The 18,545-nt window shown below is 52.5% G+C and carries 17 protein-coding genes and 1 tRNA gene; all 18 read left to right on the top strand.

The genetic code is table 11. From position 1 onward, the window contains the following. The 18 genes from KJZ99_08855 (at nt 1) to KJZ99_08770 (ending at nt 18,525) form a co-directional block, all read left to right on the top strand. On the top strand, nt 1–1,626 hold the full coding sequence (locus tag KJZ99_08855; protein ID MCL4306009.1) for a S41 family peptidase: 1,626 nt from the start codon (nt 1–3) through the stop codon (nt 1,624–1,626). A 181-nt stretch (nt 1,627–1,807) separates the two neighbouring features. Continuing rightward, a complete protein-coding gene (locus tag KJZ99_08850) occupies nt 1,808–3,721 on the top strand; it encodes a tetratricopeptide repeat protein (GenBank protein ID MCL4306008.1) in 1,914 nt (637 codons plus the stop codon). 47 nt (nt 3,722–3,768) lie between these two features. Beyond that, nucleotides 3,769–4,527, top strand: a complete 759-nt coding sequence (locus KJZ99_08845) for a MotA/TolQ/ExbB proton channel family protein (GenBank protein ID MCL4306007.1) — start codon at nt 3,769–3,771, stop codon at nt 4,525–4,527. Nucleotides 4,528–4,562: 35 nt separating this feature from the next. Next, entirely contained in the window at nt 4,563–5,033 is a 471-nt protein-coding gene (locus tag KJZ99_08840; protein MCL4306006.1) for a biopolymer transporter ExbD, read from the top strand. Nucleotides 5,034–5,043: 10 nt separating this feature from the next. Continuing rightward, a complete protein-coding gene (locus KJZ99_08835; protein ID MCL4306005.1) occupies nt 5,044–5,619 on the top strand; it encodes a biopolymer transporter ExbD in 576 nt (191 codons plus the stop codon). A 36-nt stretch (nt 5,620–5,655) separates the two neighbouring features. Beyond that, entirely contained in the window at nt 5,656–6,405 is a 750-nt protein-coding gene (locus KJZ99_08830; GenBank protein MCL4306004.1) for an energy transducer TonB, read from the top strand. 184 nt (nt 6,406–6,589) lie between these two features. After that, nucleotides 6,590–6,814, top strand: coding sequence for a hypothetical protein (locus tag KJZ99_08825; protein ID MCL4306003.1), 225 nt, complete (start codon nt 6,590–6,592; stop codon nt 6,812–6,814). Further along, nucleotides 6,814–7,737 carry a substrate-binding domain-containing protein gene (locus KJZ99_08820; protein ID MCL4306002.1) on the top strand — a complete coding sequence of 308 codons (924 nt, stop codon included), beginning with the start codon at nt 6,814–6,816 and terminating at the stop codon, nt 7,735–7,737. Before KJZ99_08825 ends, KJZ99_08820 begins: the two co-directional genes overlap by 1 nt. A 63-nt stretch (nt 7,738–7,800) precedes the next feature. Further along, a complete protein-coding gene (gene gcvT / locus KJZ99_08815; protein MCL4306001.1) occupies nt 7,801–8,886 on the top strand; it encodes a glycine cleavage system aminomethyltransferase GcvT in 1,086 nt (361 codons plus the stop codon). A 13-nt stretch (nt 8,887–8,899) separates the two neighbouring features. Beyond that, nucleotides 8,900–9,637, top strand: a complete 738-nt coding sequence (locus KJZ99_08810; protein ID MCL4306000.1) for a 2-phosphosulfolactate phosphatase — start codon at nt 8,900–8,902, stop codon at nt 9,635–9,637. Next, nucleotides 9,624–11,975 (top strand): DNA translocase FtsK, encoded by a 2,352-nt coding sequence (locus tag KJZ99_08805; protein MCL4305999.1) that lies wholly within the window; start codon nt 9,624–9,626, stop codon nt 11,973–11,975. Before KJZ99_08810 ends, KJZ99_08805 begins: the two co-directional genes overlap by 14 nt. Next, entirely contained in the window at nt 11,959–12,573 is a 615-nt protein-coding gene (locus tag KJZ99_08800; GenBank protein MCL4305998.1) for a hypothetical protein, read from the top strand. The genes KJZ99_08805 and KJZ99_08800 overlap by 17 nt, the downstream gene beginning before the upstream one ends. A 14-nt stretch (nt 12,574–12,587) precedes the next feature. Continuing rightward, nucleotides 12,588–13,709: a flippase-like domain-containing protein gene (locus KJZ99_08795; GenBank protein MCL4305997.1), complete on the top strand. Its 1,122-nt coding sequence runs from the start codon at nt 12,588–12,590 to the stop codon at nt 13,707–13,709. Between the two features lie 14 nt (nt 13,710–13,723). Then, the gene (locus KJZ99_08790) at nt 13,724–16,018 is read left to right on the top strand and encodes a polysaccharide biosynthesis tyrosine autokinase (protein ID MCL4305996.1); all 2,295 of its coding nucleotides are present in this window, start codon (nt 13,724–13,726) and stop codon (nt 16,016–16,018) included. A 73-nt stretch (nt 16,019–16,091) separates the two neighbouring features. After that, on the top strand, nt 16,092–17,009 hold the full coding sequence (gene ispE / locus KJZ99_08785) for a 4-(cytidine 5'-diphospho)-2-C-methyl-D-erythritol kinase (protein ID MCL4305995.1): 918 nt from the start codon (nt 16,092–16,094) through the stop codon (nt 17,007–17,009). A 33-nt stretch (nt 17,010–17,042) separates the two neighbouring features. Beyond that, nucleotides 17,043–17,351 carry a septation protein SpoVG family protein gene (locus tag KJZ99_08780; GenBank protein MCL4305994.1) on the top strand — a complete coding sequence of 103 codons (309 nt, stop codon included), beginning with the start codon at nt 17,043–17,045 and terminating at the stop codon, nt 17,349–17,351. Between the two features lie 16 nt (nt 17,352–17,367). Continuing rightward, nucleotides 17,368–17,440 (top strand) — tRNA-Gln (locus tag KJZ99_08775). 65 nt (nt 17,441–17,505) lie between these two features. After that, entirely contained in the window at nt 17,506–18,525 is a 1,020-nt protein-coding gene (locus KJZ99_08770) for a ribose-phosphate pyrophosphokinase (GenBank protein ID MCL4305993.1), read from the top strand. Nucleotides 18,526–18,545 lie beyond the last annotated feature (20 nt).

Genomic DNA, 18,545 nt, shown 5'->3' with positions numbered 1-18,545 from the left:
TTGAAGACTCGTAAGTATTACGCGATGATGGTCCTGGGGTTAGCAGTCTTGGTGTCAGGGTTGTTGTGGGGTCCGGCTCTGTTTGCCGACAATCCCGGTGATGTGAACATGCAGCTTAACAAGCTGAACTACATCTTGCGCTCAGTAAGAGACAACTACGTCGAAGAACCAGATGCTGCGAAACTGTTGGAAGGAGCAATTCACGGTCTTCTCCGGGAACTTGATCCTCACTCGGTATACATTCCGGCTGACCAGCAGGCGAAGATCACAGAGCAATTCCGAGGCGACTTTGAAGGCATTGGTATCCAATTCTCGATTCAGAGTGATTGGCTGACCGTTGTTTCTCCAATTCCGGGAACTCCGGCTGACCGACTCGGCATTCGGGCTGGTGACAGGATAACGCATATTGACGGCATCTCGGCATATGGAATTACGAACGAAGAGGTGTTCGGAAAGCTCCGAGGTGAGAAGGGTTCTGCGGTTCGAATCACGATAAATAGGCCGGGCATTGAAGTGCCGCTCGAGTTCGAAATTTTCAGGGACAAAATCCCCATTTATTCTGTGGGTGCCGCATTCATGCTGCCGGACAAAGAAACCGGGTATATTCGTATCAATCAGTTCACAGCGCGAACGACGGACGAAGTGATTGAATCACTGGATAGCCTGAAAACTGCAGGAATGAAGCGGCTGCTGTTAGACCTGCGAGGGAATCCGGGCGGCTATCTCGATCAGGCGTGGCGTGTCGCCGACTTGTTCATGCCGCGTAAGGATATGCTTTTGGTCTATACCCAAGGCCGCACGAGTCGCTCTAACTCAGAGTTTCGATCGACAGGAGTCGGTGCGAAATACGATATGCCGTTAGTCGTGCTGATCAATCATGGCAGCGCGTCGGCGTCCGAAATCGTTGCGGGAGCGGTTCAGGATCATGATCGTGGACTGGTCGTGGGGCAAGTCAGCTTCGGCAAAGGGCTCGTTCAAACGCCCTACCCAATGCCTGACGGCTCAGTGGTACGAATTACGACAGCCAAGTACTATACGCCGGCGGGACGCCTGATCCAACGTCCCTATGACAAGGGCTTTGCAGAGTATGTGATGGAGGGCCGCGACGATGAAGACCCGAATGCACTCGAAGAGGCCGTTCAGGATACAACACCTCGCGAAGCGTTTCGTACTGATGGCGGCCGCATTGTCTACGGTGGCGGCGGCATTTCACCGGATAGTACAGTGGTGCCGAGTCGAACCAACGCGCTGACTGCGAAAATTTTCAGCAAGCGTTTGTACTTTGACTATGCGACGGATTATGTGGCCAAGCATCCCGAATGGGGCAAGAGCTTTGACCGATTCTCTCAGGAGTTCGAAGTGACCGACGAGATGCTTCGAGACTTCAAAGAGCGTGTCATCAAGAGCCAGATCGAGATCGATGAGCCTCGCTGGGAACAGGATCTGCATTTCACCAAAACGCAGTTGCGTGGCGAGATTGCAGGTCTTCTGTTTAACGACCGCAATCTTTACCACATGATTCGCCTGCAAGACGACGAACAGGTTCAGGCAGCACTTGGGATGTTCGATCAGGCTAAGGCACTTGCCTCGTCCTCTTCGAGACCCAATCGCCCAAACAAGCAGTAAAATACTGTAAAATAAAGACATGCCTTAGAAAGTCGAGGCAGGCAGTGTCGGCTAACTACCAAGCGAAACCACTGACTAACAGAACGCTAACTTGCTCTTTTTGCTTCGGTTGGCTATATTGCCTTGACATTTCCAGACCTCTATTCGGCACCCCGGCAATCTGGGGCGTTGCACAATCCTCATGATTTCTCGAATTTACAATCGGCTTTTGGCGTTGCTGGTTCTTTCGTGTGTCGGCGTCGCCTTTGCTGCGCCGAATGAACCTCTCGACCGCGCCCGACAATTGGCACAGCGCGGCGACTGGGAGAATGTCGTTGGACTCGCGGAACAAGCCGCCCAAGTTGATCCGAAAAGCGTTGACGCATGGCACCTTTGGGGTCGCGCAAGTCTGTTCTTGGGAGACACGTCTTCCGCAATCGGACACTATGAGAAGGCGCTATCGCTTGATGCAAAAGACACCAAATCGGTCGTGGACTTGACGACCCTTTATGTCTCGATGGATAGACTGGACGATGCGAATCGAGTTGTCTCAAATGCGGAGTCCAAGGACAAGAAAGGCAAGCTTGACGAGATCAAAGCTTCCCGTGCCTTGATCTTAGGTAAGCAGGGGAAGATCGGTGAAGCAACTCCAATTCTTGCCAGTGCGACCGCAAAGAATCCGAACAATCCTCTTTATCCCCTGATGTTGGCTCGCATTTACAGCAATGCGAATGTGGTACAGCTTGCTGCAGACAACTACGACATAGCCTGGAATCTGGATGAAGGAAATCCTGACATCGCTTTCGAGTATGGTCAGACGCTTCTGACACAGAAGAAGTACGATGATGCGGACAAGCTCTTCAAGATTGTTCAGGAACGCGATCCCGATAACAAGCAGGTCGATTACTTACGCGGACGACTGCGCTACGCAGCAAAACGATACGCGGAAGCGGCGGCGGAGTTTCAGAAAGCAGTCGAGAAGGACCCTGACAATTTTCTTGCGAACTATTGGCTAGGCCGCAGTTATGTGGACTTGTCAAAGCTGGAAAAGAAGAACTTCTACTCGTCCGCAATTTCTCCCCTGCGCCGCGCACTTGCCCTGAAACCGACTCGCGATGACATCCGGCTTTCACTTGCAGAGGCGGAGTACTTCGTCGGTCGCTCGACCTTCTATGCTGCGCAGCAGGATTCAATGTCGAAGGACTCACGCGATCGGCTAGCAGAAGAGTTTGACAAGCAGGCAGAAGCGTATGAAAGTCTTGCCACGGGCGCACCGATTCCTCCCAAGCCGCCCGTTCCCCCTGTCTCGGTAGACGGAGAAGTCGTACCAGACGCATCGCCGGCTCCGACGATTCCCGAGTCTGAATTCCGGACCCTTTATGCGGATGTAGCGACCCGCTACCGCACTGCAGCCGCGACGCTGCGACAGCCGGATGCAGTTCTGAACGACAAGCATCCCTTGCGCCGCGACTTGCTTGAGTTATCGATTGTCGTGATGCGGGCCGCAGCTCTCAGCACGCCGGAGCTTGTCAAGCAGCAAGACGTTTACGCAAATATTGCCCGTGCCTATGACAAGCTCAATAATCTGGAATCCGCGCTGCAATACACTGAGAAGCAGCTTGAAGTTACACCCGGTTCGTCAAGTGATGTCACACGGAAGATCAGCCTGTTGCAAAGAATGGATGACCAGTCCAAACTTGCATCCTATTTGAGTTCACTCTCCGCAGATACTGCCTTCCTCGATCGCTACGGTCTAATCATGGTGAATGCGTACATCGAGACAAAACAGTATGATCTCGCTCGCGAATCGGTGCAGAAGGTGATTGCACGAGACCCGCGCAATTGTGACGCTCATCAACTGAATGCCTATATTGATCTGAAACGCGAACGATATGGTGCTGCCGTCTCGGCATTGTTGGAGGGGGTACGGGCCTGTCCGAACAACGCAGATCTCTGGGTATTCTTAGGGGACAGCTATTACTTTTCCAATGAAGAGGACAAAGCGACTGTCGAGCGTGCCAAGGAAGCCTACTGCAAAGCAGGCAGCCTGGGCAGTCCGGTGGGACGCGAAAAGTGCGAACAGATTGGCCAGATTCTGAGCCAATGGCGACGATAGATCTTAGAATTCTTTAATACACCTGATTTGGGCAGAGGAACTTTCGCATGAAGCAAGGCACATTCACGACCATCACGCTGGTCCTTTCACTGGCACTGGCATCGATTTTCTATTGGGTCATCCTGCCGATTTTGGACAAAGGCGTTGAGTTGACGCCGCTGATTCACCAGATTAGCTTGGCCGGCCCCGTCGTGCCGATATTGATCACGCTTACTCTGATGCTGATTACTTTTGTGGCTGAACGCATCATTACCTTGGGCCGTGCCCGCGGCGCGCGTCCATTGCCGGTCTACTTTTCCGAGTTTACCAAGGCCGTTCGAGAAGGCAAGTATGACCACGCTATTAAGGTTTCGGACAGCCAACGCGGATCGGCGGCGGCTGTACTAAAAGCCGGAGCTGAGCAGTGGGTACGCGTTGCCTCTGACAAGTCGGTGCACAATGAGAAGAAGATCGCCGACACTCAGAGAGCAATTAACGAGGCGAGATTGCTGGAAGTTCCGTTCCTTGAACGCAACTTGATTGCACTCTCCACGATTGCTTCAATCGCCACAATGGTCGGTCTGCTTGGAACGACCATCGGCATGATTCGCGCGTTCGCGGCTATGTCCACTCAAGGTGCGCCGAACGCTGCAGAACTCGCCCGCGGTATTTCAGAAGCGCTCGTGAATACGGCGCTCGGGCTGTTTGCGGCGATTCTCGGAATCGTTGCTTACAACTTCTTTGTGAACAAGGTTGACCAATTCAACTATGAGATTGACGAAGCGGCCTACTTGATGGTAGAGATTCTTAAGGACAAAGAGAACTAAGCGGTACAGGGTAAGCTAAACGACAAGGACGCACTATGGCTGCTCCGAAGAAACGCCGCATTCCGGTAAGCATTGACATGACGCCGATGGTGGACATCGCGTTCCTTTTGCTTATCTTCTTCATGTCCACGACGGTGTTCAAAAAGCCGGAAGAGGTGGCTGTGCAAACACCTTCTTCACATTCAATACGCCAGTTGCCCGAAACGGATATCATTGTCATCACGATCCCGAAGGACAACAAGGTATTTATGACACTCGACAACGCCGCGCTCGACGTGGAGAACGGCCTCGCGGAAATCGTGGGTCGAGCTACGAAGGGTATTGAGTTTCCACCGGATTCTATCGCATCTCGTATCGAGCGTCTAATGCTAAAGCGACTCGTTGAGAAAGTCGTTCTCAAGGCTGATCGAGACGCCGACTACGGCACGGTAGAGAAGGTATTGGGAGTATTGCAGAAAAACGATCTCCTTTTCGTGAACATGGTCACGGAAGTGGAAGAAGGATAACAGGAACAAAATGGGTGCTGTAGATGTTGGCGGTGGTGGTTCGAAACGTGGTGCAGGCGGTCAGGCTTGGAAGCGACCGCGAGTCGCCATTCGAATTGACATGACCCCGATGGTGGATATTGCCTTCCTCCTTTTGATCTTCTTCATGGTGACTACGGTATTCCGTTTGCCGACCGCGATGGAGATGGTTCTACCTCCGGACACCGGAGAAGAATCAATCGTAAAGGTTCAGGAAGAGCGACTCCTGACATTCTTTGTGTTGAATAATGATTCTTTGGCCATGCAGGTCGGAAATGCTGGTCCCAAGCCGCTCGAGTGGGGACACTTGCGCGACTCACTGAAGACACGCTACGACGCATTCGGCGACAAAGTGACAGTTGTGGCCCGGATTCATCCGAAGGCGCGATATTCGTCACTTGTAAATTTGGTCGATGAGTTTAATCTGGTTGGAACGACTCGTTTCTCGATAGATCGCTACACGACGTGGGAAGACTCGCTCTTGCGTGCAGCCGGATTTGTAACTGCGGGGCCAGAGGGTCTTGCGCGGCCCGATGAAAGCACATTCTTTGAATCGGAACAGCTCTAACCGACCGCTGGACCGCAATCAGGAAGGCGGAGGAACATGAATTATATTGAAGAGCTTGAAAAAGGCAAATACGGCTCCATTGAGCTGAAGAGGTACGTCGGCAAGAATCTGTTGCGCGGTCTGGTGATCAGCGCACTGATTCATACCGTCGTTGTAGCGTCCCCGTACATCGCGACCCTGTTTCAAGAGGAGATTCCTCCACCTGACAGGGTCATGGTGGTTGATCCGTCGATTCTGAAAAAGCTCAAGCAATTGGATCCGGGCAAGGCGCCACCAAAAATCGCTCGTCCCAAACTTGCACCACCCAAGGTGGCAATCCCGATTGCCGTCAAGGAAGAGGAAGTGCCCGAGGAACAGCCTGAGATGATGAAACAGGAGGAACTCGTGCAGGCCATCGTGGAAGAGTATGGCGACGAGTCGCTCGAAATCGGGGAAGGCGTTGAGCTGGTGTTCGGTGATGGTCTGGGCGACGGCGAGATCCCGAGCTATGACACGTTCATTCCTTTCGAAGTGCCGCCTCAGCCGCTTCCGGATTTCAGCCCGCAGCCCGCATTCCCGGAAATGGCGCAACGAGCCGGTGTGTCCGGAAAGGTGACTGCACAAGTCTATGTGGATGCCAAGGGCATGGTGAAGAAGTGGCGCATCGTTCAGGCCAAACCAGAGAAACTTGGATTTGAGGAAGAAGTCGAGAAGATCCTGCCTAAGTGGAGATTTACCCCGGCGATTCAGCAGGGGAATCCGGTTGGTGTATGGATCGCGATTCCTTTTAACTTCAAGGTTCAGTAGCATAGTCGCGATACCTCCAGACCGCGCGGCTCAGGTCGTGCGGTCTTGCGCTCTGATAGCTTTCACGAGAGGATCGAATGCTGAACGGCGAGACAATGTCATACTTGAATGTTTATCGTGCAGTATCGCCGAGAAGCGTATCGACCGCAGAATTGTAATCCTATCATAGACAGATGAGCAAGGGATGTTGACACGCTGGGTATTGCCTATTGGATTTCTTATTCTGGGACTTCTCATCCTATCTGGTGTGCTGCTAAAGGAAATCCCGCCACAGACTGGTCTTCGCACTTTACTTGGCGTCGTCGTCATACTCTTGGGTGTGCATCGATTCGTGGTTTCGAGAACTCCGAAGTCAGAGCATCGGCGATATGGCGGCGAACACTCGCGGCCTTGGGGAAATGAGAAGTGATGATTAAGTGTTGTCAGCTTTTGATGATAGTCGCTCTTCTGCTGGGTTGCAAGAGAAGTGAACCGGATGAGACTTTTACGAAGGGATCCGCGCGAATTGGCGCAAGCGATGCCGTCTTTGAAATGGCTTCGTATGTGGCCTACGAGTATAATCGTATCTACCCGCAGGCGTTTGTTACTTTTGAAAGGCATTCAACACTGCCACTCTTGGACTCACTATTGTCCCAGCGGGTTGACGAGGTGTTCATAGATCGTGTCGTGACGAGCGCAGAATCCGCATCCTTTGCTCAGCGACAATTGAAGCTCTTTACCTATCCGGTCGCCCACTATCCAACCTACTTGCTTGTTCCTGAGAGTCTTGCCATAGACGCTATCGACAGCACGAACTTGAAGAGAGTTTTGGAAGGTGTGGTAACGAATTGGAAAGAGATTGGAGGTCCGAATGTCGCAATTACGCCTTATGCTCCTTTGGAAGGAGTTGGTTCGTGGTTTTCGCTTCTCAATTTCTATGGAGAATTGGATTCGGTAGCGGCTGTTATCTGTTCGTCAGCCACGCGAATGCTGGAACTGTCAGCAGATGACCCCGGTGCATTGCTGATCTTTTCCCACAAGCCGGCCGACGCCAAAGGATTCAAGAAACTTCGTTGGGCGCAAGGTGAATTAAGGATCCCCGCAAACGCCAAGACGATCTTGGAATCGCCGCGCTGGCCCTTTATGACGACGTATACATATGTAACAACGCGCATGAAAAGCGACGTCGCGGCAGGTTTCCTTACTTTCCTTGTCTCGAACGACGGACAGAAGATGGTCATGAAGGAAGGCTATCGGCCCGCATCGATTCCGGTTCGAGTGATTCAACTCAAGTCGCCCCCGGAAGAAGAACTCGAGGCTACGGCGGATACACTATCACAGGCGAGGCCATGACAAGGCGCTCGCCTTTCTATAAACACAAAGAATTTCTGATTTAGTCTATTCTTGGAGAAATACTTGAAAACGACGGCGCTGACAGCCGAGCACGAAGCTTTGGGCGCAAAGCTCGTGGAATTCGCCGGCTATAAAATGCCAATTCAATACCATTCCATTCGCGCTGAGCATCTACGCGTCAGAAACACTGTCGGTGTGTTCGACGTCTCGCACATGGGCGAATTCGTGGTAAAGGGGAAAGATAGAGAAAAGTTCCTGCATTATGTTACCGTGAATGATGTGTTGTCGATGGTACCCGGGCAGGCGCAATACAACTGTATGTGTCGTCCGGATGGCGGGATTGTGGATGACTTACTAATCTACAAGGCCGACGATCATCTGATGGTTGTTGTCAATGCAGCCAATCTAAACAAGGATTGGGATTGGATCAGCAGCCACGTCAAAGGGGACGTACAACTTGAGAATCGCTCGGACGCGATTTCTTTGATGGCCGTTCAAGGCCGCAACTCGCAGGATGTCGTGCAGAAGTTGACCGATATTGATCTCGCGAAGATAGAGTTCTACCACTTTGCGCAAGGCAAAGTGATGGGCAACGATGCTGTGATTTCGCGAACCGGCTACACCGGAGAAGATGGTTTTGAAATTTATCTCGGTAACGATGCCGCAGTCCCGGTGTGGCGCGCGATTCTCGAAGCGGGTAGACCTTTTGACATCGAACCAATAGGATTAGGCGCACGGGACTCTCTTCGATTGGAAATGAAGATGTGTCTCTATGGCAATGACATAGATGATTCGACCAATCCTCTGGAAGCAGGCTTAGGCTGGATAACCAAGCTGGGAAAAGACGACTTTCTCGGGCGGGACTCACTATTGAAAGTGAAGGAGCAAGGAGTCAGCAGAAAGCTCGTCGCAATCGAGCTTGCCGAATCGGCATTTCCAAGACACGGCTACCCGATCCTCGATGACTCCGGCACTGTGATCGGCAACGTTACGTCCGGCACAGTCTCTCCTGTGCTAAACAAGGGGATTGCACTAGGCTATGTGCCGGTCGAGTTCAGTTCTATCGGCACGAGAGTCGCAGTTTCTTGCCATGGGAAACCAGCCGCAGCCACAATTGTGAAACCACCGTTCTACAAGCGTCCTTACTGAACGGTGGAAACACATGCTGAAGGTTAAGGTCTTTGCCACTCCGCGCGAGTGGAGCGAAGATGATGTCCGCGGCACGACTGCAATCGTCATTGATGTGCTCCGAGCCTCGTCGACGATCATCCAAGCGATCAGCAACGGTGCGCGAGAAGTTGTTCCGGTTACATCACCTGCGGAAGCAGGCGAATTTGCGATCAAAGCCGGTCGAAGCGACTTGGTTCTCGGGGGTGAACGCGACGGCAAGCTTATTGAGGGATTTGATCTCGGGAATTCGCCGTTTGAGTACACGCCCGAACGAATCGGTGGTCGCACGATTGTATTTTCCTCGACAAACGGCGCGCCGGCGTTGGTTCGATGCAAGACCGCCGACCATGTGCTGGTTGCTGGGTTCAACAACTTTTCGTCTGCGGTTGCCGCAGCGCGTGGCCTCCAAAGGGATGTGTCCATTATCTGCTCGGGGCGACATGGCAAGTTCTCACTCGAAGACTTTGTTTGTGCGGGGAAAATCGTTGAGGGCGTGTCTGGGCCGGGCGCAGCTCAGGATCACGACGGCTCGCAGGCCGCGCTCGATCTCTTTCGATACTACAGATCTCAAATCCGTGAAGTCGTGCGCAGTTGTTTTCACGGAAGGTATTTAGCGTCAATTGGATATGCTGATGACCTTGACCACTGCGCGAAAGTGGATTCTCATCAAGTCGTGCCGGTACTCATAGAAGGCAAAATCAGGTTACCGAAGACAAATGGCAGTACGTAGGAATCCTGGCCAAAAAGCTGAGCCAACTCGGTCCGCCGCTCCTGTGGTAGGCGGACTGGTGTTGTTATGCTTGGGTGTGCTTTTGTTTGTTGCGATGGCGAGTCACTCGATGAATGACTACCCATATCGTGACTTCAGCTCGCATCCAGAGAATGCAGCCGGACGCTTTGGCGAGTACATGTCTGCGCTGATGGGGCCATTGTTTCTGGGACAGTGGCCCGCAGTGGTATTCCCGCTGCTTCTTTTGATTTGGGGCTGGACAATCCTACGTCGGCACTCGGCACGAAGTGCACTGATTCTATCTGTTTGGCTATTTGCTTTGGGCCTTTGGAGCTCAACGAGTATCGGAGTGCTTGGTGAGTTCATTCATCGTGATTCTCCTTCGACTTATTATGTTCATTCTGGACAGTTTGGCTACTGGGCTACAGGTCAACTCATCCTGTTGACTGGACGCATCGGCGCCTTCCTGTTGATGTTTGTACTCTTGTTTGTTGGGTTGTCGATGACGATCGCAGGGTTTGCAGAATGGGTGGAGCGTCGCGCTGAGCAGACTGCTCAATTAGCTGGCCGAGCGCGAAACCTACCCTTGCCTTCTGTTGTTCCTGCCTGGCGCTGGATTCGATCACTCCTGAGCAAACATAGCAATCGTGAACCGTCCGTTCAAGAAATCGACATCGATCGTCACATTGAGCTTCCTATCCCGCAGCGTGATGGTGAGATACTGCCGCAATCTGCACAGGCCGACGGTCGTCCGGGCAAAGTAGCTCATAATCTCAACGAAGAGATTGACCCGCTCACTGGTGCGCGACGGGCGGTCGAGAGGCCGGCAACTCAGCTTGTCATGCCGATGGATGACTTGACTGGATACGTTTATCCATCAGCAGATTGTTTTAACAGTCCGCCGGCCGATCGGGTAGGGGGGATGTCTCAGGAAGAGCAACAGCATAACGCCTATTTGCTCGAAAAAAGCCTTGAAACATTTGGTGTCAAAGCAAGTGTCACTCAGGTAAATCCCGGACCTGTAATTACTCAGTTTGAGCTTGCGCCGGCACCCGGCGTGAAAGTCTCACGAATCGAAGCACTGGCGAATGACATTGCCTTGGCATTGCAGGCTCGGGGATTGCGAATCCTCGCTCCCATCCCCGGCAAAGCGGCCGTCGGAATTGAAATGGCGAATCCTAAGCCGGCTCTCGTGACGTTTCGAGAAGTCGTTGAATCGCCGCAGTTCCATTCATCGCCTTCGAAACTGACGATCGCTCTTGGTCGAACTGTGAATGGTGAGATTTTGACAGCCGACCTTGGCGCGCTCCCTCACTTGCTGATAGCCGGCACAACTGGTTCCGGCAAGTCGGTTTGTGTAAACGCAATTATCACTTCGATTCTCCTCCGCGCAACGCCAGAAGAGGTTCAGTTCGTGATGATTGATCCGAAGAAGCTCGAGCTCTCGGCATACAACGAGCTTCGAAATCACCATCTTACACACCGACCGGATCTAAGCGAGTACGTCGTTACAAAGCCTGACGAAGCCGTCAAAGTGCTGCGAAGCTGCTTGGTTGAAATGGAGCAACGCTACGATCTACTTGCAGAACGCGGAGCACGTCACTTAGCTGAGTATAACTCGATGGTACGCGAAGCCCCACGCGAAGGGGACCGAATCCTTCCGTACATTGTCGTTATTATTGACGAACTTGCGGATCTGATGGTCACTGCGCAGCGGGAAGTGGAAGAACCAATCGCGCGCCTCGCACAGCTTGCTCGCGCTGTAGGAATACATCTTGTTGTCGCAACTCAGCGGCCTTCCGTCGACGTAATTACAGGTGTGATCAAGGCAAATTTCCCTGCGCGAATTGCCTTTAGAGTTGCCATGAAGGTTGACTCTCGCACGATTCTGGATACGAATGGAGCGGAAATGCTTCTGGGTCAAGGGGATATGCTGTTCCAGCATCCGGAAGAACCGGCACCGCAACGCGTGCAGGGCGCGCTTCTTACATCAAAAGAGATAGCACGTGTGATTTCGCATATCCGAATGCAGCCATCGCCGAGAAACAAACTGGTGCTCCCTCAGGATCCGCAGGAGGATCGCGAAGGTTCTGATACTTCCGATCCCATTCTGGAAGGTCGCGACCCATTCTTCCTTGAAGCGGCAAAGATTGTCGTGCGAACTGGGCAAGGAAGTGTTTCGATATTGCAACGCAGGCTAAAAGTTGGGTATAGCCGAGCTGCTCGCTTGATCGATCAGCTCGAACGCGCCGGTATCGTCGGCCCCTTCGATGGATCAAAGGCACGCGCAGTGCTAGCCGATGAACAAACCTTGATGGACCTTGAACAACTTTCATAAGCTGACAGTACTATTCCTGACCCTGGCCGTTCCCGTTTGGGCGGACACTCGAGCTAATGAGTTCTACGCCGACGTGGAACGGCATTTGCGTTCTTTGCCTTCGCTGGAAATCGGATACCGTGCCACTGGATCGGATTTCCCGGAAGGAGGACTTGAAGGTCGGCTGGTTTTTCGTCGACCTGACGCATTCTATCATGACACGCCGGAGTGGACTCACTGCGAAGTTGGCAGCATGCAGTGGAGACTCTTGAAGGGACAGCAGACACTCTTGATTGAGGATGCACTGGGACGCTCTGAGTGGTCTCCCGAGGCAATACTCCTTAGTCTTGACCGGGAACTGCTGCCGCATCGATTGATCGAAGCTGGTGGTGACACAATTCTTGTTCTTGATGCTGCGTCTCCGCAAGTAACGGGGGAAGTCGAAATGGTATTTTCTGGAAGCAAGCGTGTACCCAAGGAGATTCGCTTTGTGGGTGAGGATGGTGTGAGCAGCCGTTACGAAATTCTCATGTGGCAGGAGTCTGTGAGGCTGGATACGTCGTTATTCTCTCCACCCGCGGTTCCAGCCGAAAATCGAATTGACTTCAGAACCAGATAGCTTCTGATTATTGCATGAATAAGAAACTAACTCGGATTCTGGTCAGCCTCGGCATCAGTGGATTCTTTCTCTTTCTGACGGCATTCAAGCCGAAGTTCGGGGATCTGTTGACAGGAAAGATGGGGATTGCCGAAGCGCTCTTTGGCTACCCTCGGTTCAACCTTGCTGAGTTAGGTAGCGCAATAGCTCATGCGGAGTGGAAGTATATCCTCATCGCGGGGGTGTTCTTTTTTACGACGCTTTTTATCCGTGCTTGGCGTTGGCAGCTGACCTTGAATACATTGACGAGCATAAGGTTGGTTCCGACTTTTGGCACGATGACGATTGGCTACATGGCAAACAATCTTCTTCCAATGCGACTGGGGGAAGTCTACCGCGCGCAAGTCGTCAATCAATTGACCGGCATGTCACGGTCGGCAGCTTTTGGAACGATTGTCGCCGAGAGACTGATTGATCTTGTGTACATGGTGCCATATATTGGCGCCGCACTGATTATTTATCCGCTCCCTGATAGATTGCGGAGTGCTGCGTACTTACTGTCGGCCGCCGCGTTTGTTCTGGGTGGATTCTGTGTGTGGCTGGGAGTTGACCGCACTCGCGCACTGAAGTGGACAGGCAAAGTGCTGAGCGTTCTGCCTTCAAGACTTGGCAGCAAGATTCTCACTGTTCTTTCCACGTTCAGTGCTGGTTTGGGCGTGATGGGGCGGAGGGAGTTAGCATGGAAGCTTGCGATTTCTTCACTGGTGCTATGGGCGATGTACGCAATCATGGTTTATCTGGTGATGGCGGCTGTCAGACTGACTGGCCCGGAGTATCCGCTGATCTATAAAGACGTGGTGGGTTCGGTGCTGGTCATGCTGGTAGTCACTACAATCGGGTTTGTAATTCCGGGTGCACCGGGCGCCGTTGGGACGTATCACGGTGTTGCGGTATTGGGACTTAGTCTTTTTCAGGTACCGGGTGACCGCGCAGCGGCGTTTGCCGTCCTGCTTCACGCTTTGAACTACTTGCCGTTGACAATCATGGGACTGGCATTCTTCTGGAAATATGGACTGTCATTTCAGACTCCTGTAGACGTGGATCACCAAAGCGCGGGAGTCACCGAAGTTAGAACCGTTAGCGGTAGTTCGCCTTAAGAATAGAGGTAAACTTGAGTTTTCAGGAATCCCAGAATCGATTCTCCGAGTATTTCCGCGTCTTGTTCCGTGGCCGCTGGATTATCATTGGCTGCTTTTTTGCGGTCGTCGCCGCAACGACATACCTGACGTATCGAATGCAGCCCGTATACACTGCATCGGCAAGCATGCTGATTCTGGATGTGGATCCGGTAGACGCGTCAATACTCAATACTGAGCCGCTTCCATATCGAAAGACGAGAAACTTGAATGAGACGGAGTTGCTGCGCAGCAGGCGCATAGCCGAGGATGTGCTTCGCTCGCTGGCAGACTCTCCGTATCGCAGCGAACTCGAAATCATGCGGGAAGTTGATATGGAAGGGAACACGATAACTTTTGATGATCGTGTTCGAATGCTGAGGTTTAATACCAGTGTGGAGAACTTGAAGGATACCGACATTCTACGTGTATCGGTTCGAGCGCACTCCGCCTTTGAAGCGGCATTCCTTGCCAATGCGATTGCTGAAGAGTATTATCGTTACAAATTACGTAGTGCTCGTGGTGAAGTCTCCGAAATTAGGCAGTTTCTTGAGCAGCAGCTTGAAGTCGTTCGCGATCAGCTTTCCCAGTCCGAGGAACTGGAGCGATCGTATAAAGAGAGTCGTGGCGTCGCCGCCTTGGACGAGGAATCAAGAAACTTGGTCACGCAGTCCGCGGATATGCATGCTTTGTACAACGCCACTGAGAGTGACCTGAATGCCGAGCTTCGAAGAAAAGACTATCTGAAAAGTCAGCTTGAGGATGTTCGCGGGGCGTTGGTCGAGGACATGACTAACGTCACAAGCCCGATTATTGAAACGCTTCAACGGGAAATTGCAGACAAGCAAAGCCGTCTCGCTTCGCTCGTGTCCAATCCAGGGCCGGGCACCGATGTTACCATTCAGGCTCTCGAGAACGAGATCGAGACGATCAAAGGCAAACTCGTTGAGGAAGTTCGCAAGATTGCCGGATCTGGCGGGTCAATTCAGCCGCTGAAGACATCGCAGGAGCTCTTTGACAATATTCTGAAGAGCGAAGTTGAGATTAAAGCGCTGACGGCCCGGGCCGAAGCACTTCGCGCTGCAATTTCGAACATTGACTACCAGCTTGAGCAATTGCCCGAAAAGACTCTCGTGCTGGCTCGGCTGACCCGTGACCGAAAGCTTAACGAAGAATTATATTTGATTCTTAACGAGAAGTATGAGGAAGCGCGTATCAGCGAGGCAGCTAAGTCTGCAGGTGTAGAGATCGTGGATACTGCCAAGCCGCCGGAAGAGCCGGTTAAGCCGCGCAAGAAACTCAACATTCTCTTCGGGATGCTCTTTGGTCTCGCGCTCGGAGTTGGCATAACGTTGCTGATCGATCTTCTGGATGATACAATTAAGACGCCTGAAGAGCTTGAGCGAATGGGCTTGACTCCGCTTGGAACGATACCTGTAGTGAACGTTGACGAGATTCGCCGTCGCATGAAGCGCAAAGGCAAGTCTTTGACGAGAGCCGACGAAGTTCGGTTAGAGTCGAAGATGATCACAAAGTTCTCGCCGAAGTCGCCAATCAGCGAAGCTTACAGGAGTTTGCGGACCAACATTCAGTTTTCCGATATAGACAACCCGAAACGTGTGATATTGATGACGTCGTCGGCGACGAAGGAAGGAAAGTCCACAACCTGCGTCAATTTGGCGACGACGTTTGCGCAAATGGGATCTCGTGTTCTGCTTGTTGACAGCGACCTGCGCAGGCCGACGCTGCACAATTTCTTCAATGTTGACAGGATGTATGGCCTCACGAACGTATTGATAGGATCCTTGTCATTCAACGATGTGATCAAGCGTACGGAGGTTGAGAATCTGGATTTGATTACGGCAGGCGATATTCCTCCAAATCCTGCCGAAATGGTTGGTTCAGAGCGTATGAAGGCATTTCTGGATGAGGCGCGCGCGCGGTACGATATTGTGCTGCTGGATAGCCCCCCCGTCGTCGCTGTTACTGATGCAGCAATTTTGACCACACGTGCCGACGCGACTATCGTTGTCGTAAGTTCCGGGATGACTGGTCGTTCCGAGTTGAAGCGGGCGATCAACCTGATTCAGAATGTTGGTTCACATGTTTTGGGCGTGGTGTTGAATGGACTGGACATTAAGAAGATGTACGGGTCCTATTATTACTACTTCCACTATTACCAGTATTATTACTACTACGGTTCAGAATCCGGAGCAAAGAAGAAAAAGCGCAAAGTATCGCGGGATCACAGCACGCAGCGCTCTTCTTCTGATGTTTCCGAGATGACCTGACGCAAAGTTCTGCTTTCACAAAGTGGCTCCGTACAGAATCATGTGCGGAGCCGTCTTATTTCACCTCATCCGCATGACGCCCCCGTTCACACTGTCGTATCCTGATTACACGGAACTCTCAGATGGCTTTGCTCTGAGATCGCCTGCAAAAGTCAACCTTTCGCTGCGCGTGCTCGGCAAGCGGGAAGACGGTTACCACGAGCTGGAGACAGTTTTTCAGGAGTTGGACTGGTACGACGAGCTCGAATTCCGCCAGTCGCGTGAGTTCACCGTCAGAACGGAGGGCGCAGATCTGCCCTCAGACGATTCAAATCTTGTGGTTCGGGCTGCGCGGCTGCTTGCGAGGGCTGGATCGTTGCCTTTGACGGGGTCAGTAGTGCTCCATAAGCGCCTCCCAATCCAGGGTGGGGTGGGAGGCGGGTCGTCTAATGCCGCCATAGCTCTTATCGGTCTGAATCACCTTTGGGGACTTTCTTGGCCACTCTCAAGCCTGATGCCTCTTGCTCGGGAGCTTGGAGCGGACTGCCCGTTCTTCCTGACAGGCGGGCTGGCAAGGGCAAATGGACGGGGAGATATTGTCACACCACTGGAAGGGCGCGCTGAAGGAGTGTTCCTTCTCGTCACACCCCCCTACGGTTCGTCAACAGCCCACGTCTTCGCCGAGTTTCAGCAGCGCTTGACAGAAGTGGAGAAGAATGTTATATTTAGTCCTCTGCAGCTTGCCGAAAAGGGCGGGGTATACCCTGAAACATCCCCTCTTAACGATTTGGAAATTATAGTTTTCCACAAGGTTCCGGCACTCCGGCTAATCCGAGACCAGCTTCTTGAGGCGGGGGCAAGGTACGCCCTGCTCTCGGGAAGCGGCTCTACCGTTTTCGGGGTTTTTGAAAGCCAAGAACAGGCAAGTGAGGCTGCTCACAAACTTGCCCGTGAGAAAGTGCGTGTCACGATGAGCCGCGCCGTGGCTCGCACTCGAAAGACATTGGGATAGGTCATTCTCGCATGGGAAGCAGAGGGTTGTGTTGTGACCATTACGGAGATTCACATTAACCTTCGGGACGAGGACAAGTTGAAGGCATTCGTGAACATTACGTTTGACGATGTCTTCGTCGTTCGAGGGCTGAAGATTATTGAAGGCAAGGAAGGATTGTTCGTGTGCATGCCAAGCCGCAAACTCGAAGACGGCACGTACAAGGACATTGCCCATCCAATCACCAATGAGTTTCGCCGCCAGATTGAGACGCAGATTCTGGAAGAGTTCAAACGACTTTCGGATGAAGCAGCTGTCAGACCGGTAGCTCCGGGGCATGGACACCTAAGCACCAGGGATTGAGTTTTAGTGAAAGTATTGGGGCGTAGCCAAGTTGGTAAGGCAGCAGGTTTTGGTCCTGCCATTCGGAGGTTCGAGTCCTTCCGCCCCAGCGAGTTGGGCTTGGTAAATAGAGTGATGACAACGACGGTCGCTGCCGCAAACCCGGAGCGAGTGATTGCCGGATAGCTACAAACTGAAGATCTTCAGCGGAACGGCCCATCGTGCGCTCGGCGAACGAATTGCTGCCGGACTAGGCCAGCCGTTGGGCGAAGTGAAGATTAGCCGGTTTTCCGATGGCGAAATCGGAGTGCAGTTTGAGGAGAACATCCGAGGCCGAGATGTCTTTCTGATTCAGCCGACATGTCCGCCTGCTGAAAACCTGCTTGAGTTGCTTATCATGGTGGATGCCGCCAAGCGCGCTAGCGCGGCTCGCATCACGGCAGTAGTGCCCTACTACGGTTACGCACGACAGGATAGAAAAGATGGCCCCCGTGTCGCCATCACTTCAAGACTCGTCGCCGATCTTTTGCAGGCCGCTGGTATACATCGCATTCTGACGATGGACCTGCACGCACCACAGATTCAGGGGTTCTTTAACATTCCCTTTGATCATCTGATGGCTTCGCGGCTGTTCATCGATCTTTTTTCGGTTCAGCCGGTGCCCAATCTCGTTATCGTTGCGCCTGACGTAGGATCTACAAAGCTTGCGCGCTTCTACGCCAACTATTTGAAAACGGAATTTGTGATTGTCGACAAGTTCCGGACCGGACCCAATCAAGCTGTCGCACTGAATCTGATTGGAGATGTTCGCGGCAAGAACTGCCTGATCGTTGACGACATTGTCGATACTGCCGGAACGCTTGCCGCGACAATTGCGATGCTCAAAGACCGTGGATGTCTGGACATCTACGGCGCGATAACCCACCCTGTATTGTCCGGTGCCGCTGTGGATCGTATTGAAGCCAGCGAGATCACTCGCTTGTGGGTATGTGATACGCTTCCCACGCCACGCGAACATCAGTTTCACAAGATTTCCAAACTCTCAACCGCGAAATTGTTCGCGGGAGCTATTCGCCGCATTCACGGAGAAGAGTCCATCAGTCATCTGTTCCTCGACTCGCATGACGAGGAGCGTGAACTAATGGTTGACCAACGCGAAATTGAAGCGTTGGCTGGATCCAGTACAACCGATTGATCATTCAAAATCACCTATAG

It is taken from the genome of bacterium, from assembly GCA_023382385.1.
In the GTDB taxonomy this organism is placed as follows: domain Bacteria; phylum Electryoneota; class RPQS01; order RPQS01; family RPQS01; genus JABWCQ01.
The sequence above is the reverse complement of the archived record's forward strand: the minus strand, read 5'-3'. Positions and strand labels throughout refer to the sequence as shown.

Coding starts and splice junctions, on each gene's coding strand:
- KJZ99_08850 (MCL4306008.1), top strand. CDS start 1,808: ATGATTTCTCGAATTTACAATCGGCTTTTGGCGTTGCTGGTTCTTTCG.
- KJZ99_08845 (MCL4306007.1), top strand. CDS start 3,769: ATGAAGCAAGGCACATTCACGACCATCACGCTGGTCCTTTCACTGGCA.
- KJZ99_08840 (MCL4306006.1), top strand. CDS start 4,563: ATGGCTGCTCCGAAGAAACGCCGCATTCCGGTAAGCATTGACATGACG.
- KJZ99_08835 (MCL4306005.1), top strand. CDS start 5,044: ATGGGTGCTGTAGATGTTGGCGGTGGTGGTTCGAAACGTGGTGCAGGC.
- KJZ99_08830 (MCL4306004.1), top strand. CDS start 5,656: ATGAATTATATTGAAGAGCTTGAAAAAGGCAAATACGGCTCCATTGAG.
- KJZ99_08825 (MCL4306003.1), top strand. CDS start 6,590: ATGTTGACACGCTGGGTATTGCCTATTGGATTTCTTATTCTGGGACTT.
- KJZ99_08820 (MCL4306002.1), top strand. CDS start 6,814: ATGATTAAGTGTTGTCAGCTTTTGATGATAGTCGCTCTTCTGCTGGGT.
- KJZ99_08810 (MCL4306000.1), top strand. CDS start 8,900: ATGCTGAAGGTTAAGGTCTTTGCCACTCCGCGCGAGTGGAGCGAAGAT.
- KJZ99_08805 (MCL4305999.1), top strand. CDS start 9,624: ATGGCAGTACGTAGGAATCCTGGCCAAAAAGCTGAGCCAACTCGGTCC.
- KJZ99_08795 (MCL4305997.1), top strand. CDS start 12,588: ATGAATAAGAAACTAACTCGGATTCTGGTCAGCCTCGGCATCAGTGGA.
- ispE (MCL4305995.1), top strand. CDS start 16,092: ATGACGCCCCCGTTCACACTGTCGTATCCTGATTACACGGAACTCTCA.